Source organism: Pseudocitrobacter cyperus (assembly GCF_039889165.1).
Taxonomy (GTDB): domain Bacteria; phylum Pseudomonadota; class Gammaproteobacteria; order Enterobacterales; family Enterobacteriaceae; genus Pseudocitrobacter; species Pseudocitrobacter cyperus.
Genome location: NZ_JAYMYY010000006.1, coordinates 88,898 through 110,378, shown reverse-complemented (window position 1 = coordinate 110,378; position 21,481 = coordinate 88,898). Strand labels below are relative to the sequence as shown.

Annotated in this window: 12 protein-coding genes; 5 read left to right on the top strand and 7 right to left on the bottom strand. The window is 53.1% G+C overall.

The features are described 5' to 3' along the window. Positions 1-3: 3 nt before the first annotated feature. Positions 4-1,548 (top strand): exopolyphosphatase, encoded by a 1,545-nt coding sequence (gene ppx / locus VSR74_RS18260; RefSeq protein WP_347796036.1) that lies wholly within the window; start codon positions 4-6, stop codon positions 1,546-1,548. Here ppx and VSR74_RS18255 read toward each other — a convergent pair. Beyond that, positions 1,525-3,777, bottom strand: a complete 2,253-nt coding sequence (locus tag VSR74_RS18255) for a sensor domain-containing phosphodiesterase (RefSeq protein WP_347796035.1) — start codon at positions 3,775-3,777, stop codon at positions 1,525-1,527. The genes ppx and VSR74_RS18255 overlap by 24 nt on opposite strands. A 353-nt stretch (positions 3,778-4,130) precedes the next feature. Here VSR74_RS18255 and VSR74_RS18250 point away from each other — a divergent pair, with 353 nt between their 5' ends. From VSR74_RS18250 to VSR74_RS18240, 3 genes are all read left to right on the top strand, one after another. Further along, on the top strand, positions 4,131-4,322 hold the full coding sequence (locus VSR74_RS18250; protein ID WP_347796034.1) for a YfgG family protein: 192 nt from the start codon (positions 4,131-4,133) through the stop codon (positions 4,320-4,322). Between the two features lie 261 nt (positions 4,323-4,583). Beyond that, a complete protein-coding gene (locus VSR74_RS18245; RefSeq protein ID WP_347796033.1) occupies positions 4,584-5,102 on the top strand; it encodes an outer membrane lipoprotein in 519 nt (172 codons plus the stop codon). 15 nt (positions 5,103-5,117) lie between these two features. After that, positions 5,118-5,657, top strand: coding sequence for a DUF5384 family protein (locus VSR74_RS18240; RefSeq protein ID WP_347796032.1), 540 nt, complete (start codon positions 5,118-5,120; stop codon positions 5,655-5,657). A gap of 77 nt (positions 5,658-5,734) precedes the next feature. Here VSR74_RS18240 and guaA read toward each other — a convergent pair whose 3' ends face one another. Both guaA and guaB read right to left on the bottom strand, forming a co-directional pair. Continuing rightward, on the bottom strand, positions 5,735-7,312 hold the full coding sequence (guaA, locus tag VSR74_RS18235) for a glutamine-hydrolyzing GMP synthase (protein WP_347796031.1): 1,578 nt from the start codon (positions 7,310-7,312) through the stop codon (positions 5,735-5,737). Positions 7,313-7,381: 69 nt separating this feature from the next. After that, positions 7,382-8,848 (bottom strand): IMP dehydrogenase, encoded by a 1,467-nt coding sequence (gene guaB, locus VSR74_RS18230; RefSeq protein ID WP_149464784.1) that lies wholly within the window; start codon positions 8,846-8,848, stop codon positions 7,382-7,384. A 161-nt stretch (positions 8,849-9,009) separates the two neighbouring features. Between guaB and xseA the strand changes: the two genes are divergently transcribed. Beyond that, positions 9,010-10,383: an exodeoxyribonuclease VII large subunit gene (gene xseA / locus VSR74_RS18225; RefSeq protein WP_347796030.1), complete on the top strand. Its 1,374-nt coding sequence runs from the start codon at positions 9,010-9,012 to the stop codon at positions 10,381-10,383. A 15-nt stretch (positions 10,384-10,398) separates the two neighbouring features. Here the strand turns inward: xseA and VSR74_RS18220 are convergent, their stop codons facing one another. The 4 genes from VSR74_RS18220 to VSR74_RS18205 all read right to left on the bottom strand — a co-directional run bounded on the left by VSR74_RS18220 (position 10,399) and on the right by VSR74_RS18205 (position 21,451). Further along, positions 10,399-17,586, bottom strand: a complete 7,188-nt coding sequence (locus VSR74_RS18220) for an adhesion domain-containing protein (RefSeq protein WP_459349928.1) — start codon at positions 17,584-17,586, stop codon at positions 10,399-10,401. Between the two features lie 161 nt (positions 17,587-17,747). Further along, positions 17,748-18,743 (bottom strand): SinI family autotransporter-associated protein, encoded by a 996-nt coding sequence (locus tag VSR74_RS18215; RefSeq protein ID WP_347796028.1) that lies wholly within the window; start codon positions 18,741-18,743, stop codon positions 17,748-17,750. A gap of 53 nt (positions 18,744-18,796) precedes the next feature. Continuing rightward, complete coding sequence (gene sinH / locus VSR74_RS18210) at positions 18,797-20,986, bottom strand: intimin-like inverse autotransporter SinH (RefSeq protein WP_347796027.1); 2,190 nt, start codon at positions 20,984-20,986, stop codon at positions 18,797-18,799. Between the two features lie 246 nt (positions 20,987-21,232). Further along, on the bottom strand, positions 21,233-21,451 hold the full coding sequence (locus VSR74_RS18205; RefSeq protein WP_347796026.1) for a zinc ribbon domain-containing protein: 219 nt from the start codon (positions 21,449-21,451) through the stop codon (positions 21,233-21,235). Positions 21,452-21,481: the final 30 nt, after the last annotated feature.

Below are 21,481 nucleotides of genomic sequence, written 5' to 3'. Positions count from 1 at the left end.
CCTATGCCCATAAAAAGCAAAACCCCCCGTCCGCAGGAATTTGCGGCGGTCGACCTCGGTTCGAACAGTTTTCATATGGTCATTGCCCGTGTGGTTGACGGCGCAATGCAGATTATCGGCCGCCTGAAGCAGCGCGTCCATCTGGCCGATGGTCTGGATGAAAACAACATGCTCAGCGAAGAGGCCATGGAACGTGGATTAAGCTGCCTTGCGCTGTTTGCCGAACGTCTACAGGGATTTTCGTCTTCCAGCGTCTGTATTGTGGGTACACACTCACTTCGCCAGGCGGCCAACGCGAGGGAATTTTTAACCCGTGCCGAAAAAGTGATCCCCTACCCAATCGAGATAATTTCAGGCAACGAAGAAGCTCGTCTGATTTTTATGGGCGTAGAACACACTCAGCCGGAAAAAGGCCGCAAGCTGGTGATCGACATTGGCGGTGGCTCAACGGAACTGGTCATTGGCGAAGACTTCGAACCCAAACTGGTCGAAAGCCGCCGAATGGGGTGTGTCAGTTTTGCACAACAGTTTTTCCCTGGTGGCGTCATCACCCGGGAAAACTTCCAGCGCGCGCGCCTGGCAGCGGTACAAAAACTGGAAACCCTCTCCTGGCAGTACCGCATTCAGGGCTGGAATGTGGCGATGGGGGCTTCGGGGACGATCAAAGCCGCCCATGAAGTACTGATTGAAATGGGTGAAAAAGATGGGTTTATTACTCCGGAACGACTGGAGATGCTGGTTGAAGCGGTGCTGAAAAATAAGCGTTTTTCAGCACTCAGCTTGCCAGGACTTTCCGAAGAGCGCAAAAACGTTTTTGTTCCTGGGCTGGCTATTCTGTGCGGCGTATTCGACTCGCTGGCAATCAAAGAGCTGCGATTGTCCGATGGCGCACTGCGCGAAGGCGTACTCTATGAAATGGAAGGTCGTTTTCGCCATCAGGATGTCCGAAGCCGCACGGCGCAAAGCCTGGCAAACCAGTACCACATCGATCGTGAACAGGCGCAACGGGTGCTGGAAACCACAAATCATATTTATCAACAGTGGCTGGAGCAGAATACAAAGCTTGGGCATCCACAACTGGCGGCCCTGCTTCAGTGGGCCTCCCTGCTGCATGAAGTGGGGTTGAATATCAACCACAGCGGCATGCACCGCCATTCCGCCTATATCCTGCAAAACAGCGACCTGCCAGGGTTTAATCAGGAACAGCAATCGCTGATGGCTACGCTTGTGCGCTACCATCGCAAGGCCATCAAGCTGGATGATATTCCGCGCTTTACGCTGTTCAAAAAGAAACAGTTCCTGCCGATGATTCAGCTCCTGCGTCTGGGGGTGCTGCTGAACAATCAACGCCAGGCCACGACCAAACCGCCAACGTTGACGCTGAAAACAGAGGCCCATCACTGGACACTCTGTTTCCCTCACGGCTGGTTTAGCCAGAATGCGCTGGTACTGCTTGACCTGGAAAAGGAGCAGGAATACTGGCAAGGCGTTTCCGGCTGGTGCTTAAAAATCACCGAAGAGAGTTTACCGGAAGTCGCTACCTGGTAGCCGGGCTACCGGTTCGGCGACCAGCGTCTCCAGGGGCGCTGGTTTGCCAATGCAATACCCCTGTAAGTAATCAATACCCAGTTCAATCGCCGTTTTACGGATCTCTTCGCTTTCGACGTATTCCGCCACCACCCGCATATTTTTCATCCGCGCCAGATGGCAAATAGAGACCACAATCTGGTAATCGAGGCTACTGGTCGCAATGTTGCGAATAAAACTGCCATCGATTTTAAGAATATCAGCGTTCACATGCTTGAGTCGCGCGTAGCTGGCATAACCGGTACCAAAGTCATCAATCGCCACACGACAGCCCATATCCTGTAGTACAGAGAGCGTATGCCGCGCCTGATCCGGATTGCTCAGCGAATGGCTTTCCGTGACTTCAAATATCAGTTGCCAGGCTTCGATATTGTACTTCGCCAGTAAGTCAGCCACCTGCTGAGAAAACTCAGAACCGCAGGCGGTAGACGGCGAGAGATTGACGGATAAGCGCATCCCCGGATGGTGCTCACGGCATTTATCCATAAAGTGCAGCGTATTTTCCAGCACCCACAGGTCAATACGTGACGCCATACCAAACTCATGAGCCACCGGGAGAAACTCATTGGGTGAAATAAGTTCACCGTCGTCACCAATCATCCGCAATAATACTTCATGATAATCATCACCGCGGATACCGATAATCGGCTGTGCCATCAGGCAGAAGCGGTCGGATTCCAGTGCCTGTTGTACACGCAGCATCATCGCGACTTTATCTTTCAATTCCTGCTGTAAATGCAGTGCGCCCCGACGCTGTAAATTCTCCGGATGCTGGGATATCAGCGACAAATCGGCGATGGTACTCAGCTCACCCAGCAGAAGGGAAAGATGAGACACTGGCGAATGAATATAGCAATAACTCATCCCAACCTGCGGCTGTAGCGGCATTCCATTCCACAGGTAGCGGAACTGCTTCACGCGCGCATCGACACGAGCAATGTGCTGTTGGTAATCTTCAGTGTTCAATCGCAGCGCCAGATCGTGACCTGAAAGTTGATACACATCCTCTCCAGGCCGTAACATACTACTTAGCCACTCGGCCATTTTTTGCTTGTAGTTAATGCGCAACATCACGCCGTAGTGACGCCCAAGCACTTCCAGATCGGGCATGCGCAGGAAGCAAACGACGGACCAGGGCGCGGTGTCGATTGCCCGATTCAATGCCCGGAGATTAGGTAAATGCACCACCGGGTCGAGAAACGCCATTCTCCGTACTCTGGCATGAATGGTTCTCTCTCGGGTAGAAAGCACTGCGATATAGGCAATGATGAAAGAGAACACCAGATAGCTGGACGAGGTGATCGCCAGTTGAGTGCTATAGCCCGGATGAATCGGCAAATAGTGATAGTGAAAGTGAATCGCGATAATAAGCAGCAAAGTCCACAGCGGCGCGATAAAGCGATAACCAAAACGCATTGCGCCCCACAAGGCCACAGGCAAGAGCAGCGACAGGGTATAATTGGTGCTGAAAATCGTGCTCTGGCTGGTCAACGGCATCAATAGCAGGACAAGCAGAGTCGTCAGGGCCGCTACCCAGACGACGACCTCCCCCCATTTCACTTTCGGGTCGAAGTCGAGGCGCATCTGTGAGATTAATCCACGGATGTAACATGGGTTACGTGCCAGGCGAATCAACATGTAGCAGAACGGTACACCGGTTAAGCAACTGACCAGCAGCGACTGATAGTTAATCAGGCTACGTAGCGTCAACGGTGAGACCCACTGAAATTCACTGCGACTGGGGTATAGCCCAACATAGATAGCGAACTGGAAAAGCAACTGGAAAACAGTGGCCGGGAAAAACATCTGCCAGAACAACCGGTGCGCCATCAGGCCAGAGTCGCCATGAGACACCATTTGCCGACGAGGAATAAAAATGCGATACCCGCCCCACGCAAGCACCAGGGGTATGATGAAATGCAGGACGATACCGATTTTTTCATAAAAAGTGACATCTCTGCTCAGGTAAATCCAGGTGGCCGCAGCAATGCCGGGAACCGCTTTCCAGCCAAAAAAGAGCATCAGACAAAGCATAAACGGAAGCGGCAGGTAATAAAGCGATACCTTTCCACCATCAATCCATGCATACGTATTAGCAAGTTTTATGATTGGTAATAAAACCAAGGGCAAAGCGAGCGGTAATGCCCACCAGCGATCGCGATATTTTTTATATGTTTTACAGAAATACATAGATGCTCTACGGATACCCCAAATCCTGCTGGGTATATTCAGACAGGCATCCAACCTGGCTTAGTGGCCCGCAAAGTGAGTCACCGTGCGGTTCGGACTGGGGATTCTAGAGATCAGCGGGGGATATCGCTTGATGCAAATCAAGAAACAATGCGCACAAAAACATAAAATTTCATTTTTTTGCGGTTGGGCAGATTATTTAATATAGTTTGTAAATAATATTATTATCTTATATAACATTAATTAATGATTCATTTGACGATTTTTTACATTGTCTTCGATTGACCCCCGTTGCTCCCTATGCCTTAATGTAGACATCACCCCGTTTGTGGGTATTGTTAAAGGACCCCTTTGTGAGCCAGGTTACCAGTATGCGAAAACGACACCGATTTAACGGTCGAATGATTCGAATCATACTACTCATCAGTTTGATGTTCTTCTTTGGACGTTTTATCTACTCTTCAATCGGTGCATGGCACCATCATCAGGACAAAAAAGAATCACAATCAACGACCCTGACGGTTGAGGCCCCCTCGCAGACCTAATTGCACGAACATCCCCCCATGGACGTTCGCCGCACTGCCCTATTTCCTGAATGGCAGATTACCTGCCATTTATCAGCTTTGCTGTGAACGCATAAAATCTCCATCCAAATATATTCCTGCCTGATAACGCTCGATATTTATATATTATATTTATTCTACCAAAGCAGATATTCACTAAATTTATCAATAAAAACAGATATTTACTTTTCTATTCCAATGATCTTAAATGTATTGCTTTTACAATTTTATTGACAAGGAATAGTGATGAATTTTAAAAAATGCCTTCTTCCGTTGGCGATTGCCGCGTCATTCGTTCTCACAGGATGCCAGTCCAACGCAGACGATCACGCTGCCGATGTTTACCAGACGGACCAGTTAAATTCGAAGCAGGAAACGAAGACGGTTAACATCATTTCCGTGCTGCCAGCAAAAGTTGCTGTAGATAATACCGCGAACAAACGTGCAGCGCAGACCACCGGGGCGATTCTCGGTGCGGTTGCCGGCGGCGTTATCGGCCACAATGTGGGCTCAGGAAGTGGTCTGAATACAACGGCCGGAGCCGCTACAGGTGGTGTTGCAGGTGCCGCCGCAGGATCCATGGTCAATGATAAAACGCTGGTTGAAGGCGTTTCCCTTACTTATAAGGAAGGAACCAAAGTCTATACCTCAACGCAGGTCGGTAAGCAGTGCCAGTTTACTACCGGTCTGGCTGTTGTGATCTCCACCTCCTACAACGAAACCCGTATTCAACCTAACGCAAAATGCCCTGAAAAAAGATAATAATCAGGAGATTTCATGAAAAAAATCTTTCTGTTTATCGCACTGTCTGCATTAAGCGGTAATGCCTTGTCCTCTTCCTTGCAGGATCAGCTTTCTGCTGTCGCCCAGGCTGAACAGCAAGGTAAAGCGGAAGAGCAAAAAAGGCATGATGATTGGGTAGCAGAGCGCAACAAAGAAATTCAGCAGGAGAAACAGCGTCGCGCTAACGCCGCTGCCGCGGCAAATAAAAAAGCGGCAGCAGCAGCGGCAGAACGTCAGGCCCGACAAGACAAGCTGGATGCCGAAGCAGCGAAAGATAAACATCGCGATCAGAGCTATGAAGATGAACTTCGTAGTTTAGAAATTCAGAAGCAGAAACTGGCTCTCGCAAAAGAAGAGGCGCGCGTAAAAAGAGAAAACGAATATATCGATCAGGAACTGAAGCATAAGGCGGCACAAACTGACGTGGTTCAGTCTGAAGCTGACGCCAACCGCAACATTTCTGAGGGTGGTCGCGATCTCATGAAAAGCGCCGGAAAAGCGGAAGAAAATAAATCGGATAGTTGGTTTAACTAAACGCTTAAACGAAAAAAAGCCCCTGATTTTATTAAATCAGGGGCTTTTGTATTACTGATTCATGTCAACCCGGGGAATTATTCCCACTCAATCGTTGCTGGCGGTTTACCGCTGATGTCATATACCACGCGGGAAATACCGTTCACTTCGTTGATGATGCGATTGGACACGCGCCCCAGGAAGTCATATGGCAGATGTGCCCAGTGTGCGGTCATAAAGTCGATGGTTTCGACAGCGCGCAGGGAAACAACCCAGTCGTACTTACGGCCATCGCCCATCACGCCCACAGAACGAACCGGCAGGAACACGGTGAACGCCTGGCTCACTTTGTTGTACAGGTCAGCTTTGTGCAGCTCTTCAATAAAGATAGCATCGGCACGACGCAGCAGGTCACAATACTCTTTCTTCACTTCGCCCAGTACGCGAACGCCGAGACCTGGGCCCGGGAACGGGTGGCGGTAGAGCATGTCGTACGGCAGGCCAAGTTCCAGGCCAATTTTACGCACTTCATCTTTGAACAGTTCACGCAGCGGTTCAACCAGGCCCATCTTCATCTCTTTCGGCAGGCCGCCCACGTTGTGGTGAGATTTGATGACGTGCGCTTTACCGGTGGCGGAAGCCGCAGACTCGATGACGTCCGGATAGATAGTGCCCTGCGCCAGCCATTTCACATCTTCCAGCTTCAGCGCTTCTTCGTCGAACACTTCAACAAACACGCGACCGATGATTTTACGTTTCGCTTCCGGGTCATTCTCACCTGCCAGCGCATCAAGGAAGCGTTTCTCCCCTTCGACGTGCACGATGTTCAGGCCGAAGTGGTCGCCAAACATATCCATCACCTGCTGAGCTTCATTCAGACGCAGCAGGCCGTTATCCACGAAGACGCAGGTCAGGTTTTTGCCAATAGCGCGGTGCAGCAGCATCGCGGTCACGGAGGAGTCTACACCGCCGGAAAGACCGAGGATCACTTTGTCGTCGCCAACCTGCTCGCGAATACGGGCAACAGCGTCGTCGATGATTTTAGCCGGAGTCCACAGAGCTTCACACTGGCAGATCTCCAGAACAAAGCGCTCCAGCATGCGCATACCCTGACGGGTGTGGGTCACTTCCGGGTGGAACTGTACGCCATAGAAGCGTTTTTCTTCGTTCGCCATAATCGCGAACGGGCAGGTTTCGGTGCTGGCAACGGTAACGAAGTCTGCCGGGATCGCAGTGACTTTGTCGCCGTGGCTCATCCAGACGTCCAGCAGCGGTTTGCCTTCCGGCGTCAGTGAATCTTCGATACCGCGAACCAGGGCGCTGTCGGTCAGGACTTCAACCTGCGCATAACCAAATTCACGTTCAGAAGAACCCTCTACATGACCGCCAAGCTGCATGGCCATGGTCTGCATGCCATAGCACACGCCAAATACCGGTACGCCTGCTTCGAAGACATACTGCGGCGCGCGCGGGCTGTTTTCTTCAGTGGTGCTTTCCGGGCCACCGGAAAGGATAATACCGCTTGGATTAAACTCACGGATTTGTGCTTCAGTAACATCCCATGCCCACAGTTCGCAGTAGACGCCCAGTTCACGCACGCGACGTGCAACCAGTTGGGTGTACTGCGATCCGAAATCGAGAATAAGAATACGATGCTTATGAATGTTGTCTGTCATTGACGATTATTCCGAGGCAAGTGAAACAGAATAAAATAAATCGCCCGACGTGGAGTCGGGCGAAGAAAATCAGGAACCCAGACGGTAGTTCGGGGATTCTTTCGTGATGGTCACGTCGTGAACGTGGCTTTCCTGAATGCCCGCACCGCTGATGCGTACAAATTCAGCTTTAGTACGCAGCAGGTCAATCGTACCACAACCGGTCAGACCCATACAGGAGCGCAGGCCGCCCATCTGCTGGTGAATGATCTCTTTCAGGCGACCTTTGTAAGCCACACGGCCTTCGATACCTTCCGGTACCAGTTTGTCGGCGGCGTTATCGCTCTGGAAGTAACGGTCAGAAGACCCTTTGGACATCGCGCCCAGGGAACCCATACCGCGGTAAGATTTGTAAGAACGGCCCTGGTAAAGTTCGATTTCACCCGGGGATTCTTCAGTACCCGCCAGCATGGAACCCACCATTACCGCGCTTGCGCCAGCGGCGATAGCTTTCGCGATATCGCCGGAGAAACGGATACCACCGTCGGCGATAACCGGAATCCCCATACCTTCCAGCGCTTCAACCGCGTCGGAAACAGCGGTGATCTGCGGAACACCTACGCCAGTAACGATACGGGTAGTACAAATGGAGCCAGGGCCGATACCTACCTTAACCGCGCTGCAACCGGCTTCCGCCAGCGCGCGAGCGCCTGCGCCCGTTGCAACGTTACCGCCAATGATTTGCAGGTCAGGATATTTAGCACGGGTTTCACGAATACGTTGCAGAACGCCTTCGGAGTGGCCATGTGAGGAGTCAATCAGCAGGACGTCAACGCCCGCGGCAACCAGCGCATCAACACGCTCTTCATTGCCCGCGCCCGCGCCCACAGCCGCACCAACGCGAAGACGGCCATGCTCGTCTTTACAGGCGTTCGGTTTACGTTCCGCTTTCTGGAAATCTTTAACGGTGATCATGCCACGCAGATGGAAGCTGTCGTCAACGACCAGCGCTTTCTCAACGCGTTTCTCATGCATTTTCGCCAGAACCACTTCGCGGGTTTCGCCTTCACGCACGGTAACCAGACGCTCTTTCGGCGTCATGTATACGCTGACCGGCTGGCTGAGGTCGGTAACGAAACGCACGTCACGACCGGTGATGATCCCCACCAGCTCGTAATCTTCGGTCACAACCGGGTAGCCTGCGAAACCGTTACGCTCGGTCAGTTCTTTCACTTCGCGCAGCGTAGTGGTCGGCAGAACGGTCTGCGGGTCGGTGACGATACCGGATTCATGTTTCTTCACGCGCTTCACTTCTTCAGCCTGGCGCTCGATGGACATGTTTTTGTGGATAAAGCCGATGCCGCCTTCCTGCGCCAGCGCGATAGCCAGGCGTGCTTCAGTCACGGTGTCCATTGCCGCAGAGAGCATAGGAATATTCAGGCGAATTGTTTTCGTCAGTTGGGTGCTGAGGTCAGCAGTATTCGGCAGAACGGTGGAATGAGCGGGAACAAGGAGGACGTCGTCAAACGTCAGAGCTTCTTTAGCGATACGTAGCATGGGCAATATCTCGACCAGAGTGGGTAATAAATATTGCCGTGGCATTATACAGAGCGTAATCGGTTGCATCTACCTTTTTTTGCAAATAATGCTTGCGCTCGCTGGTCAGCACGTTACTATCGATTGAATAACCTGCTGATTTAAAGTTTGATCTCGCTCACATGTTACCATCTCAATCCCCCTCAATTTTTACGGTTAGCCGACTCAACCAGACGGTGCGTCTACTGCTGGAGCAGGAGATGGGACAGGTGTGGATCAGCGGCGAGATCTCCAACTTCAGCCAGCCTTCATCGGGCCACTGGTACTTCACGCTCAAAGATGACAATGCACAGGTTCGCTGTGCAATGTTCCGCAACAGCAACCGCCGGGTCACCTTCCGCCCACAGCATGGGCAACAGGTGCTGGTACGCGCCAATATCACGCTTTATGAACCCCGCGGCGACTATCAGATCATCGTTGAAAGCATGCAACCTGCGGGCGAAGGCCTGCTTCAGCAGAAGTATGAACAGCTAAAAGCGAAGCTACAGACGGAAGGCCTGTTCGATCAACAACACAAAAAACCCCTTCCCTCGCCCGCACATTGCGTTGGGGTCATCACCTCTAAAACCGGCGCAGCGCTGCACGATATTTTGCACGTTTTAAAACGTCGTGACCCTTCTCTGCCAGTGATTATTTATCCCACGGCGGTACAGGGTGATGATGCGCCGGGGCAGATTGTCCGCGCTATTGAGCGCGCGAACGCGCGCGGAGAGTGTGACGTATTAATCGTCGGGCGCGGCGGCGGCTCGCTGGAAGATTTATGGAGCTTTAACGACGAACGGGTGGCGCGGGCGATTTTTGCAAGCACCATTCCGGTGGTCAGCGCCGTGGGCCATGAAGTCGACGTGACCATCGCCGATTTTGTCGCCGACCTGCGTGCGCCAACGCCGTCCGCCGCCGCGGAGATCGTCAGTCGTAATCAACAGGAGTTGCTGCGCCAGATGCAGTCAGGGCAACAGCGCCTGGAAATGGCGATGGATTACTATCTGGCTAACCGGACACGACGCTTTACCCAATTGCATCATCGCTTACAACAGCAGCATCCGCAGCTTCGCCTGGCCCGCCAGCAAACCGCGCTTGAACGCCTGCAAAAACGCATGCGTTTTGCCCTGGATAGCCAGCTAAAACGTGCGGCTCAACAGCAGCAACGTCTCGCCCAGCGCCTGAATCAGCAAAATCCGCAACCGCGAATACATCGGGCCGGTACACGTATTCAGCAGCTTGAGTTTCGTCTGGCGGAAAACATTCGTGGGCGCGTCAGCGAACAACGCGAACGTTTTGCCACTCTGGTGGCCCATCTGGAGGCGGTCAGCCCGCTTTCCACGCTGGCGCGCGGCTACAGCGTCACCACCGCCAGCGACGGCAAAGCCGTTAAACAGGCGAAACAGGTGAAAACGGGCGATACGCTCACCACCCGCCTGAGCGATGGCTGGGTGGAGAGCGAAGTGACCAAAATAACGTCAGTGAAGAAACCACGCCGCCGTTCAACCCGCTAAACGGCGGCAGCACCGCTACTGAACGCAGGCGGCAAAGCCTCTTTTCGACGTCGAGGTGTCGTAAGTGCAGTCACTCACATTGGCGTTCTCATCATAGGCGCAATAGTAATGTCCATTCATCGTCTGCGACAGATATTTGAACCCTGTCACCGGCCAGCCCGTTGAGCTAATAACGCCATGTAAGGCCTGAAGATCGGAAACCGTCGGTGCATTGCTGGAGAAGTTCCCGCACTGCGTTTCCAGATCGTAATGACCCGGATACTTCGTGTAAGCGGTGGCCCAGAGCTCATTATTTACGTACCCCGTCCCCGCCCCCTCCGCTGTCACGTCGGAGGGCAGTTCAGTATTCAGCAGCGGACGATGCAGCGTTTTACCGTTGACCGTTACCGTATCCTGCATATCGCCCCAGAAATAAGCGCTCGCTACATTCGGGCTGGTATGGACGGTAAAGATGGTATCCAGCGTCGATGAAAGGTTCGTGTGCTCGTCAAGCGTCACCATGAGCGGCGTTTTATAACCGGGAGTATTATCCTGCCGGAGCGTAAAGGTTGCTGTACCATCAGCACCCGTGACGCCCTGAATGCTTCCACCGCTGGCGTTCATTGTGATTGCACTGCCCGACGGTAGGACGGGCTGGATGGTTAAATCATCCATTGCGTCCACGTTGCCATAGAGCGTTCCTCCGCTATTACGCGGTGCGGCCTCGCCACGCGTTAAGGTAAACGCCACGTCCGGAACGGGTTTGCCGGCACTGTTGGTCACCGTAACCGTCAACGGCATCGCCTCGCCCTTCGCGACTTTCGCAGCCTGGACGCTGGCATCAAAAGCAGACGAGGTCAACGTAACAGCAGAGAGAGAGGCTCGTGGCTCCTTCAGGCAGACCAGCGCGTGGTTGGCCGTGCCACCCAATTTGGTCGAGACATTGCCCGTATAAAGCTGCATCCCTTCATAATAGGAGCCCGAGTATTCGGACGCCCACCAGTAATAGGTTGTGTTCGATACCGGCCAACCATACAGCGTTTCAATGTCACTTCCTGCCGACCTCGCATCACCATACAATGTCTGTAGTTCGCTTAAGGTCGGCTGTTTGTCGTCATCACACCCGGACTTCGCCGCCAGGCCAGGGCTACTATGGTTGAATAACGGCCACGACTCTTTCCCACCGGCCAGGGACGATTGAAACGTAGAATTTTCCCCTGATGTCTCCTCCGCCAGCAGTGGGCGCTGGAATACCGTGCCATCGCTGCTGGTAACCGTCTCCGGCATATGCCCCCAGTACTTAGCTTTATCCGTATCCGGGCTGGTGACGACGGTAAAGATTGTCGCTATGCCCACCTTCGCACTGGTGTCTTCTATGATCAGGGCTGAAATGGGCGTCCTGTACCCAAACGTACCGTCCTGGGTGATTTCAAAGTGGAGAACGCCATCAGGCCCCGTCAGGTCAAGCCAGACAGCCTTCTCGGCGCCCGACGAGTTATTTTGAATGAACGGAACATCATCGTATGCTGGCGCGGTCGGTTTCAATACCATCGCGGTATCAGCACCATCCGCGGTATAGCCCCGTATTCCTTTACGATCAGATGAATAGTCGCGCTGCAACTTGACCGTCAGCCCTTCGACCGAAGCGCCTGAACTGTCAGTTACCGTCACGGTCATCGGTATCGCTTCGCCTTTCTTCGCCACAAATGCCGATTTGCTCTCATCCAGCGCCGGAGAGGTGAAGGTCAGACTCAGTGAACGAGGCGTCTCCAGACACAGCTCAGAGGTCGCAGTAGACGTTGAGGTTGTCGTCGTATTGCCGGTGTTCAGATTGATATATTGTTCACGTTCCGAACGGTGGTCGCCAGCAACCACCGTATCCGACGCTGCCCAGTTGGAAATTGATATCGGCAGACCGAAGGCTTCCATCAGTTTGCCCTGATCATACTCGTCATACAGCGACTTCAGCTGTGCCAGCGACGGTAGCCCGTAGCGTTTGCACTGCGCTGCGGGGTTCGTTTTAATCTGGGTATAGTTGATCCAGGTATACCATTCTTCATTGTTGGCCCTGACCGTGTTCGTGCTGTCGGTTGACGTGAGTTCGTCCCTCAATAATGGCCGCTTATATGTCGTCCCGGCGACGGTAAAGGTCTCCGGCATATGCCCCCAGTACTTAGCTTTCGGCGTATCGGGGCTTGTGATCACCGTGAACATCGCATCCAGCGCCGACGTTTTGCTGGTATCCTGCACCAGCGAGGCGGTTAATTTGGTCGTCTGGCCGGTGGTAGCGTCCTGATTGATGGTAAACGTTGCCGTACCATCGTTACCCGTCGTCCCCATCCATTTGCTACCGTTACCTGCAAGGATTACCGAACCTTCAGCAGGCGTCAGCGGCATCAGTACCATGCTGTTGTTAACCCCCGTACCCACACGGGGGTTAGAGAAGCTACGCGACAGCTTAAATGCGGCATTCGGCAGCGGATTGCCCGCACTGTCTCTTACCGTAACGGTCAGCGGAATACTTTCGCCTTTTTTCGCCCACGCGGTGGGGTTGCCATTATTGGCGGTGGTTTTATCCGCATTCAGCAATGTTGAGGTCAGCTCAATGGACGCAGGCGTGGCATGCGCCGTTGTGACACAGGCCTGATAGGCAGTCGTTTTGTTGGTTACGATAGTGTTGCTGGATAAATCCAGCGACTGATCTACCCAACTGGTCCGATCATCGCTCGGCTTTTGATCCGCCGACCACCAGGTGTTATTGGTCGGCCAGCCAATCTTGCTGGTGACGCTTTCCTCCGACATTGAGGTATACAAGGATTGCAGTTCGCTCATCAAAGGTTGATAAACCACTTCACAAGGGCTGGCGCTGGCTTTTCTCTGCGAAGTGCTAAACAGCGGCCACTTCTCATTATTGATAGTAGAGGAGCCAATACCGGAGGTAGAAGAGAGTTCGCCAAATAACCTGGGCCGCTGAAACTCGATACCATCGTCAGTGGTGTAGGTTTCCGGCATATGCCCCCAATAGCTGGCTTTAATGCTATCCGGGCTGGTCACGACGGTAAAGATAACAGCCGTATCCTGGATGACAGTGGGGAGATCATCGAGCGAGCCCCGCAGAGTGTTTTTCAGTCCAAGAGTGTCGTTTTGCGTCAGGTATAAATCCACCTCGCCCGAATCGCCCGTCACACCGTAATAGCGGCTGTTTTGTAGCAATACGCCAGCGGCATCCGGGGCGGTTCCTATACCCAGTATTGCCTGATAATTGAGGCTATTGGCACGATTTGCGCTCTTCGTGTACTGCAGAGTGAAAGGCGCATTGCCCACCGGGTTGCCCTGCGCATCTTTGGTGATGACTTTCAGCACCTCGGTATCGCCTTTTTTCACTCTCCCCGCCTGGAGCGTATCGACCCACGACGATGGCATCAGCTCCAGTTGGCTGACTACCGGCTGAGGATCGTTCAGGCAGGTCAGATAGAACGACTGGGCAGAGGCCTCCCCGCGGCTACCGCCATTTTGTAAATTTACGGTTTTATAGGCGCGAGAGGTGGAGGTGTCGCCATCCGCCGAGTTGCTCCAGTAATTCATTGCTAACGGCCAGCCCTGGCCTGCCGCGTTTGCGCCGTACAGTGATGTCAACGCGGCCTGCGATGGCACGTAGCCGCTGCCGCAACCGTCGCTGCTGTTCTGCGCCTGAGTGTAAGTATATTCCGCCCAGGTTTCATTTGACTCAATGTTATTCCCGTGCCCGGTGCGGTAGCTCAGTTCCGCCAGCAGGCGGGGGCGTTTAAACACCATGCCGTCTGCTTCGAGGGTTTCCGGCATATGGCCCCACATCTTCGCATTAATGCTATCCGGGCTGGTCGCCACGGTGAAAATGGTGTCGAGGCCGGTGCTTACGCTGGTATTCGGATAGAGCGCGGCCGTAATAGTGGTTTTCGTACCGTGTGTGTCCGGGCGGGTAATCTCGATAATTTTCGTGCCATCAGCGCCGGTCTCAGCGCCATGTCGCGTGGCGGTGTCATTCAGCGATTCTCCGTCTACCACTACGGACGACACGATACCATCACCGCTCCCCGCACTATGTCTCTCGCCGGAGCGGGTATAGCCATCACCGCGCGACAGCACAAAGGGCATATCCGGCATCGCATTGCCCGCCGCGTCTTTCACCGTTACTTTGACTTGCAGGGTTTCGCCCTTTTTCAGCTTCGCGGCGTTGAGCCCGGCATCCCACTGGGCCGGATTCACAACCTCCAGCGTAATAGCGGCGGGCGGCTCGTTCGCCGTGGTGAGGCAGCTCAGATAGGTCGCTGCGCTGTTATTTACCGAGTCTCCGTCGTTCAACCACGTCGCGTAATAATTAGGCACTTTGTCTGCAGGCGTGGTCGACCAGTAGGCCTGCAGCAGCGTCGGCCAGCCGTGGGTTGTTAACATCGCATTGCCGCTGTTCGCCGCATACAGCGCTTCAAGCTGCGCTTTTCGCGGCACTTTCCCACTTTCACAGCCGCCGGAATCGGTCACAGTAAGGTGTTCTTTATTGACCATCGCCCAGGTTTCGTTGTTTTCCGTTCGCGACTGGTCCGCCTCGCCTGTAAGTTCAGCCGCCAGCTTAGGGCGGGTAAAGGTCAACCCGCCTGCGCTGACCGTTTCATCCATATGGCCCCACATCAGGGCTTGCGGAACATCCGGGCTGGTGGGAACAGTAAAAACAACGTTATAGTTCACCGTATTGGGGATTTCAGAACCGCTTGGGGTGATAGTGAGCGGCGTTCTTAACCCAACCCCCTGGGGCTGTTTAATCACAATCGTCGCATTACCATTAATATCGGTGGTACCGGTCAGCGTCATCTCCCCTTGCTGTGTACCGTACATCTCACCGTTCATCTCCAGAGCGCCTTCCGTCGCGTCGGTGAAGTCTGTCGCTCTCCCCTTCTTGTTGAGGCCAATCCCTTTGGTAATGGTGAAACCCGCATACGCGACCGGAGTATTGTTAATCGCATTCCAGGTATGAACTGTCATGGTGATTTGCTCCCCCACCTTTGCCTTTGCCATAGTGCCGGAAGAGGTGTCTTTATCGGTGGTCACCGACACACGCGTAACCATTTCATTACCGGAGCAGGAGAGATAGTTCTGTTTAAACCCGCTATAGCTGTCAACATCCCCGCTGCCGAGGTTTACCGAGGTATGGTTGTCTGCCTGTTCTGCCGCCGTCAGGTAGCTTTGTTTCACCACTGGCCAGCCGAAATCGGTGGCAATCTCGTTAGAAGGGTATGAGGCGTACAGCGCTTCCAGTGACCGCTGCGACGGAATATGCCCCATCCCGCATTCTGACTGCATACTGGTGTTTTGATCGAACAACGCCCAGTCTTCGTTATTTTCCCGAACGCTGCCGAGCGCATAACGGGTTTCATCTACCAGCCGCGGACGCTTAAAGATACTGCCATCTTCAATAATCCCCGTCATATGGCCCCACATCCGCGCTTTGTCGCTGTCCGGGCTGGTGAGCGTGGTGAAGATAAAATCTTTTTCATCCGTGGTGTTGTAACCCTGGCGCATCGCGGCGGTGACATGCGTTTTAACGCCTGCGCCGTCAGGCTGGGTCAGGATAAGCGTTGCCTGGCCATTCACATCGGTGATCCCTTCATAATGCCAGGCATCAATTTTCCGCAGATTGCTGTCGCCTTCGATCAGCAGCGGGTGCGCGTCCCACGCGGAGTCTTTTTCTTTTTTGCGGTTGACCGGTTCGCCCAGCGTCAGCGTAAAGTAGTAGTAGGGCAGAGGCTGGTCGCCATTTTTCGCATCAGTAATAGTAACGCGAGCGATAATATCCTCGCCGACACGGGCCTTTGCTGCCTGTAGCGTGGTGTCGAAGTGATCCGGCGTGAGGGTGATAACCGGATCAACGTCCGGCGCGGGTTTATCCACACAGCTTACGATAAATGTCGTGCCGTCTGACTTCTGCGCTTCGCTGCGGTTAGACATATCAGCGGCATGGTGTTGACCGCTGGCTCCGGCCAGCGAAGACCAGTAATAGTTGCCCGCAATCGGCCAGCCCAGTTCGCTTTGGACTGTAGTGGAAATCACCGTCGCCAGTGCGCCAAACTGGCGCATACCGGGCAGCACCGTACAATGGTTATCTGCGCCGGGCCAGTCAAACGTCGCCCAGCTTTCATTGTGATCCTCAATCGTTCCCTGCTTATTCCCTCCGGCTTCCGCCGCCAGCACCGGGCGGCTGAAGGTGTAACCATGAGCGGTGACGGTTTCCGCCATATGTCCCCACATGGTGGCCTGCGGCGTATCCGGGCTGGTCAGCGTGGTGAAAATCACATTGACCACGCTGGTTTGCGTAATCCCCGTAATCCCTACCGTCAAGGGTGTTTTCACCCCAGGCCCGTTCGCCTGAGCCACCGACACAGTCGCCACACCGTTGGCATCGGTTGTGCCATGGTATTCCGTCGCGGTAGTGGTCAGTTCGGTGGTCTCCACGGTGACCGGCGCAGCGTTATTAACGCCGCCCTGGCGATTCACCGCATCACCGCGCGTAATAATAAACGGAATATTCCCTGCCGCATTTCCCTGACAATCTTTGGTGGTGACCGTCAGCGTAATGGTATCGCCGACGGTTGTTTTCGCGGCTTTTAACGTATCGATATAGTGACTGGCGCTGGCGGTAATCAAGTCAGAGGCGGAAGCGGCAACATTAATCGTGACCCGCTGCTCGCTGACGGATACCGTGCCCTGGTTGGGGGTTCCTGTCAGCGTAAAGAGATCCAGCGCGGGCAGCGCGCTCGCCTGGGTAAATGTTGGGATCGCCACCAGTTGATGGCCAGCCAGACCCTGTGCGCAAAATGTTCTGTCGGGCCGGGGCTGCGGATTAAGCGGCGTATCAGGCGTCGCGGCCTCCGCCCAGACCAGCTCTACCGCAGGTGGCGTCTGATTTTCCCAGCGTAACAGCGGCGGCGTGTCGAAGAGGTCACCTTCTGTATCGCGCTGATTGCTCAAAATCAGGCTGGTCTCGGTGGAATCAACGCTGAACTCGCCGGGTTTGGCGCTGAACTGGACAGCATGTTCAGTAGCGGGATCGAGCTGAACGCTGCCCTGATAGACGGGAACGCTGGCGCTATCGGCCAGCGGCGCAGTGCCGTTAATGGCGCCGGTTGATGCGCCAGAAGGCTGCCATTGCCCCCCCTTTAATATCGCGTGCACGGGCATTACCACCAGTATCATCAGCAGTAAAAATGCGATCTTGCTTTTCAGTTTCAATAACCCATCCATGAAAGAAACCCGCCCGTTAAGTATCACTGTATCTTCAACACATTTTGCTTAGGTTTGCCCTAAGCAAAACATGCGGAAAACGCCATTCCCTTGCGGGAATGGCGTGGTGCACATTATTTGCGTTGATAATCGATGGTAAGCCCGTAACCCTGGACGCCGTCTGCGCCAAGCGTGAGGTTGCCGCTTGCGTTGTCGAATGCGGTTTTCGCCTCGGCGTTAGTTTGCGGAATGACCAAATCGTTGTTGTTGAAGCTGGAGTTGACGATACCGCCAGCCGTATGCAGTTGCGCACTGGTACCGGTGAATTTCCAGCGATAGTTGTAATTTGCGGTGACGTCTTCACCCGCGTCGTAGGTGTCGTTGCCGTTCTTATCAGACCACAACAGCACTTTATAGGTGGTATTGACGTCAATTTTCGTCGACGTACCCAGCAGGTTGGTTTGTGTACCTTCTTTATAGATAACCACGTTCAGTTTGTTATCCACAACCGGCCCTTCAGGAATATCATCGCTGTCAGAGCCACCGCCTGCGTTGGTAGACAGGTCTTTCAGGATGATTTGTGTACCCACGTTGGGATCACCGGTCGAGGTGGTCGGCGTGATTTTGATACCAATGTATTTATCAGCATCAGCGTCAGTGATCGTATAGGAGGTTTTCCCTTCTGAACCGCCAATCTCAACCGGTGTGCCATCCTGCGAGTCAGAACGCGTCCAGATGATGGTCGCTTTGGTCAGATCGTTAAGCGTCCCCGTATTATTGGCACCATTGTCCGCATCGCCTTCCGTATCGCCAACCGACCAGTTCACGGTCACAGTATCGCCGATGTGGAACTGTTTATCTGAATCGCTGGTCACCGGGCTACGCGTTCCACGGTCAATCGTAACTGTCACATGGTCTTTATCGCCCACCGCAGTCTCGGTGCTGCTACGGTTAATCCATGGTACGGTACCCTGCAACGTGCCCGTGGTTTCGGTAATACTGGTCCATTGTCCCGATCTCAGATTACCGCCAGACTCATTTGCCGCCAGCGCTGCCGGAACAGCACAGTACCCTGCCAGCATCAACGCCAGCGCGATCTTCGTCAGACCGCGTTTTGTTTCCTGCTTCATAACACTCTCCTTAGTAAACGTCAGCGACTGGCCGATCGGCCACTACGCCGATCTTATTTCTTGCCGTACTTCACCTGCAATTGATAACCCTGCACTCCGTCGGCTTGCTGAGCGCCAAACTTTTCCACCGCTTCCTTATTGGTTGCCGGGATAACTAAATCTTCGTTGCCTGTGTTGGTTTGCGCGCCGGTATTACCAAGAACGCTCTTTCCGGCAAACTCCCACTGGTAGTCGTATTGCGCCATCTCTTCGTCAGTCAGTTTTTCCGACTGCTGGAAAGCACCATCACGGTTTTTATCCTGCCAGAGTACGAAGCGGTAGGCGGCATTGATGGGGATGGGTTTTTCGTCACCCGCCAGGTTGTGCGGGCTGGGATCGTTAATCCGATAAATAAACCCATTCAGTGCCCCCTCTTCAGCACCAAGGAAGGTAATATCGACAAAGTTACTGTCGTCATAAGGCGCCGCTTTCGCTTTCCAGCGAAAGGTGCCGGGCAGCGTACTGGCGAGCGTGACGGTGCCCTTTTTGCTATCTTTGTTGGCGATAAAGACGCAAGGGGATTCCGTGGCGCAGGGCTTGTCGCTGAGGGTGATTTTTTTATCCTGCGCGTCATAGAGTTTTGGCGACAGATTCTCTTCCGGTAGAGCATTGCCGTTGCGATCCGTGCTGTCGCCAAAGCTATCGGTGACGTCGAGATCCAGCACCACGCCATCCACCCCGTCCGCCTGGGCGCTGGCTTCATGGCTGTGGTTGTTTTCATCCGGCACATTAGCGATGTTATTGACGATCAGCTCTATTTTGCGATCCTGCTGAACGGTTATCTCCACCACACCGGAATTTTGTCGGTTACCCTTTTCATCCTCCAGCGCCAGACGAACCCGCCAGGTGTTGAGCTTCTCCTGTTCCGCTTCAGTGGCGGCATATTGCCAGGCTGGCAGCACCAGATTCCAGTGGTTGTTATTCCCTTCGGTGATCGTGTTGGCTTTTACCACCGGCATCACCAACGTGCGCGCCGCGTTATTTTTCGCCTGCCAGGAGGCGGCAACAATTTTGTAGTGGTGATTAATCAGCGCATTGATAGTCCATTTGCATTTTTCCAGGCCTATCGCTTCTTCCGGCAAATCTTTAATCACGCACTCCGGATGTTCGTTAGTTGCATCCGCCTTCAGCCATAGCGTGACATCGAGCGGATCTTTTTCCCGGTACTCAAGAACAATAAAGTTGTTACGATCGACAAAATCATGCCGACTGCCCATTAACGAATGCGCCACCTTCACTTTGTCTGCATCAAGCTGATCTTTTAATGGCACGCCGAACTGGTAGTTCACCGTCGCAGTAATGGAGAGATCGCTGTTGTCGCCGGTTCCAGCTTTGTAATCCGTACCAATGGTCAGTAACGGCACCGGCTGGTAATTCAGCCCAAGCGTTACGGCATGCGGGTTTTTCTGTAGGTTATCATTGCCGAACAGTGCGACTTCATCACCGTAATATTGTTCGAAAACAATTTTACCGCCAATCTGCGGATAGGCAGGTAGCCACGCCTCAGCGCGAATATCCCAGCCGCGGGCCGGGCGCTCTTCATAAAAATCAAAATCTTCAGAATCTTTCCAGTCAGAAAGGGGATGATAATAGTTGCCGGAAAACTTTAAATAATCGGTCCAGGCTTCCGTTCCCAGGCCGAGACGACGATGCCCACGGGTAAAATCATAATCATAAAAGATATTCCCGCCCAATAACCATTTATCATAATTATATCTAAGCCCTACACCAATATTTCCGATGGTGCGTTCCTCTTTTCGCTGGGCTGATAATTGACTAAATAAGAGGGTGCGTTGGTTATCATATAAAGGAACAAAATAATCCAGAGAGCTACCATCGAGATCGCCGCCTTCACCCAACGAAAGATTACTGCGCACTTTGCCCCAGGGAGACATTAAGCCTTCAACCCAGGATTGGGTGGTGGAGGTCACCTGGCCCTGCAGGTAGCTCCTGGCCTGGGACTGGAGGGCTTCTGGCGTAAGGTTTTCAAACCCCTGAGTGGCGGAGCCAATGAAATAGTCAGCCCCCTGTTCTTTAATTGATTTCCCGTTGTTGCTGGCTTCTTCCTCTTGCGCTGCGGCACTGCCCAGATCCGGTAATGGCTGTTCTGATGACGTTTTGCTTTGGGCCGCACCTTCCCCTGCCGCAGAAGTGGCCGAGCCTGTAATTAATACAAAAAAAGCAAACCACTTCCATGGGGCCATTGTTTTTTTGCTCCGGGAATAGTGCAAAAACTGGCGTAAAAAAAAGAAAAATTATCCGGCGACATTTTATTATCAAAGAGAGAGAAATACACTGAAATAAAACTAAATGGATTCTTAAAAATCACTTAATGTGATTAAAGGCGGAGTAATTATTAGTCACTTCTATTTTATTGATAGATAGAAAGAGATTAAACATTTAAAGAATAAATATTTAATCTCCAATTACTTGTTCAGGTAATATTAAATTCAGGAAATGAGTGTAAACACGACGCGTTTTTTAGATATCAACCCATGCCCATGCTGGCAAAAATAATCTACCGCGCCACAGGCCTTTAAGACCTGCAATGGTTGATGGCAATCAGGGCAGCGCGCCTCAAGGGAAAAATCTTTCTCACAGGTTGCGCAATGCGCTGTCTCCCCCTGGCGTTCCAGTGGGTGATGGCAAACCGGACAGATGAGTTCCATATACGCTCCTTAAAAAATCGGCCTCTGCAA

What these genes read in the sequence shown, in the direction of transcription:
- ppx (WP_347796036.1), top strand. Translation starts at nt 4, where the DNA reads ATGCCCATAAAAAGCAAAACCCCCCGTCCGCAGGAATTTGCGGCGGTC.
- VSR74_RS18255 (WP_347796035.1), bottom strand. Translation starts at nt 3,777, where the DNA reads ATGTATTTCTGTAAAACATATAAAAAATATCGCGATCGCTGGTGGGCA.
- VSR74_RS18240 (WP_347796032.1), top strand. Translation starts at nt 5,118, where the DNA reads ATGAAAAAAATCTTTCTGTTTATCGCACTGTCTGCATTAAGCGGTAAT.
- guaA (WP_347796031.1), bottom strand. Translation starts at nt 7,312, where the DNA reads ATGACAGACAACATTCATAAGCATCGTATTCTTATTCTCGATTTCGGA.
- guaB (WP_149464784.1), bottom strand. Translation starts at nt 8,848, where the DNA reads ATGCTACGTATCGCTAAAGAAGCTCTGACGTTTGACGACGTCCTCCTT.
- xseA (WP_347796030.1), top strand. Translation starts at nt 9,010, where the DNA reads ATGTTACCATCTCAATCCCCCTCAATTTTTACGGTTAGCCGACTCAAC.
- VSR74_RS18220 (WP_459349928.1), bottom strand. Translation starts at nt 17,586, where the DNA reads ATGATACTGGTGGTAATGCCCGTGCACGCGATATTAAAGGGGGGGCAA.
- VSR74_RS18215 (WP_347796028.1), bottom strand. Translation starts at nt 18,743, where the DNA reads ATGAAGCAGGAAACAAAACGCGGTCTGACGAAGATCGCGCTGGCGTTG.
- sinH (WP_347796027.1), bottom strand. Translation starts at nt 20,986, where the DNA reads ATGGCCCCATGGAAGTGGTTTGCTTTTTTTGTATTAATTACAGGCTCG.
- VSR74_RS18205 (WP_347796026.1), bottom strand. Translation starts at nt 21,451, where the DNA reads ATGGAACTCATCTGTCCGGTTTGCCATCACCCACTGGAACGCCAGGGG.